Genomic DNA, 1,683 nt, shown 5'->3' with positions numbered 1-1,683 from the left:
CTATTTAGCCCCCTAATTGAATTTGAGCCATACCCCCTTATTGATATAAACTAATATTAACGGAGGGGTATGGATGAAACGCAAGAGATATCCTAAAAATTTCAAAGAACAGCTTATCAAGGAAGCGCAGGAAGTCGGCAACACTCTTTCCGTTGCCAGACGGCATGGGGTTAGCCCCAAGACACTATACCGCTGGATTCAGGACTCCAAACATAAAGCCTGGGAGAAAGCCGGTGCAGATGCCAAAAAAGTAACGGCATATATTCCATCGCCCCAGGAATTCAGGCAAATGGAAAAAGAAAATAACACTCTGAAAAAGTTGCTTGGCGAAAAAGATCTAGAGATCGCCATTTTGAGGGATCTGGTAAAAAAGGCTCGCCCGGGCTTTCTGACAGAATAGAAATAGCCAACAAGTGGATCGCCCGGGGGTATGCATGTTCACTGGTACTGAGAATTGTTGGCGTACACGAAGCAACCTACTACCATCGAAAAAAGCGAAAGGATCATGCCCCGGTAAACCATAAGCCAAGAAGCGGACGGCCCAACACGGCATATTCCTGGACAAGGGACCAGCAGCGGATAAGTAACGAGCAAATCAAAGAATGGCTGATGGAACTGGTTGCCGGGGAAGAAAATGCTTACGGCTACCGGAAACTGGCCATTTGCCTACGCCGCCGGTATAATCTGGTAATTAATAACAAAAAAGTCTACCGGCTCTGCAAGGAATTGGATATACTGGCGCCTCAGCGGCGGATTAATGTCAAGCATCCCAGGCGCCTGGCAGTCAACCGTAAGATTACCGCTTCAGACCAACTTTGGGAAGTAGACATCAAATACGGCTATATCACCGAGGAAGACCGTTTTTTCTACCTAATGTGCTTAATTGACGTTTATGACCGGATGGTTGTGGATTACCACCTGGGGTTGTCCTGTGAAGGGAAACATGCCGCCCAGGTCCTCCAGCGGGCCTTGTGGAAACGTAATCTCTTTGAAACAGACTGTCGTCCGGTAATCCGGAGCGATAACGGCCCCCAATTTATCAGCCATGCGTTTGAGGAGGCTTGTGAGAAATTCAGCGTTGAGCATGAGCGGATTCCCCCGAAAACACCGAATAAAAATGCTCACATTGAGTCTTTCCATGCCTTGTTGGAAGCGGAATGCTTAAGCCGGCACGAATTCGTATCCTACCAGGAAGCCTATCAGTTAGTTGGCGAATACATCCGGTTTTATAATGAACGGCGTATCCATGGCAGTCTGTATGATTTTGCGCCTTGTGAGTTCCGGCAGCGGCTGGCTGCGGGCCAACTTAAGCCCTTCATTGTAAAGGTTTAGCGTTCGTTATGATTTCCTTTAAGATACCGGATGCCGGAGCCCGAGCTTGTTCCCCTTATCTGGGAGTTCGGCCTGCCCACCTGGCTAAGACCTGGCCGGCAACCGCACAGCGGCCCGGCCTTGACCGCCGTGGTAAAATGTGTCGGCGGGGATGGGCGATACAGTTAATGATACCGTTTACCATCACCCTCGCCCGTCCCCTTTATTCAACTATTCCACGGCGAGTCAAGGCTTGCCGGACAGGTCGTGGCAACAGGTTAAAGTGGAGAGATTGTTCTAGTCAAAAATACCTTTAATTCTATGTAAACAAGAGAATAAGGGAGTAGACTCTAAAATTAGGGGTTTGAACCG

2 protein-coding genes are annotated in these 1,683 nt (G+C 48.7%); both read left to right on the top strand.

Going from position 1 to position 1,683, the window contains the following annotated elements; translation table 11 throughout:
- Positions 1 to 73: 73 nt before the first annotated feature.
- Positions 74 to 400, top strand: a complete 327-nt coding sequence (locus Pmgp_RS19200; RefSeq protein WP_134216283.1) for a transposase — start codon at positions 74 to 76, stop codon at positions 398 to 400.
- Positions 397 to 1,332 carry an IS3 family transposase gene (locus tag Pmgp_RS19195; RefSeq protein WP_134216281.1) on the top strand — a complete coding sequence of 312 codons (936 nt, stop codon included), beginning with the start codon at positions 397 to 399 and terminating at the stop codon, positions 1,330 to 1,332. The genes Pmgp_RS19200 and Pmgp_RS19195 overlap by 4 nt, the downstream gene beginning before the upstream one ends.
- Positions 1,333 to 1,683: the final 351 nt, after the last annotated feature.

Source organism: Pelotomaculum propionicicum, assembly GCF_004369225.1.
Taxonomy (GTDB): domain Bacteria; phylum Bacillota; class Desulfotomaculia; order Desulfotomaculales; family Pelotomaculaceae; genus Pelotomaculum_B; species Pelotomaculum_B propionicicum.
The sequence above is the reverse complement of the archived record's forward strand: the minus strand, read 5'-3'. Positions and strand labels throughout refer to the sequence as shown.

What these genes read in the sequence shown, in the direction of transcription:
- Pmgp_RS19200 (WP_134216283.1), top strand. Translation starts at nt 74, where the DNA reads ATGAAACGCAAGAGATATCCTAAAAATTTCAAAGAACAGCTTATCAAG.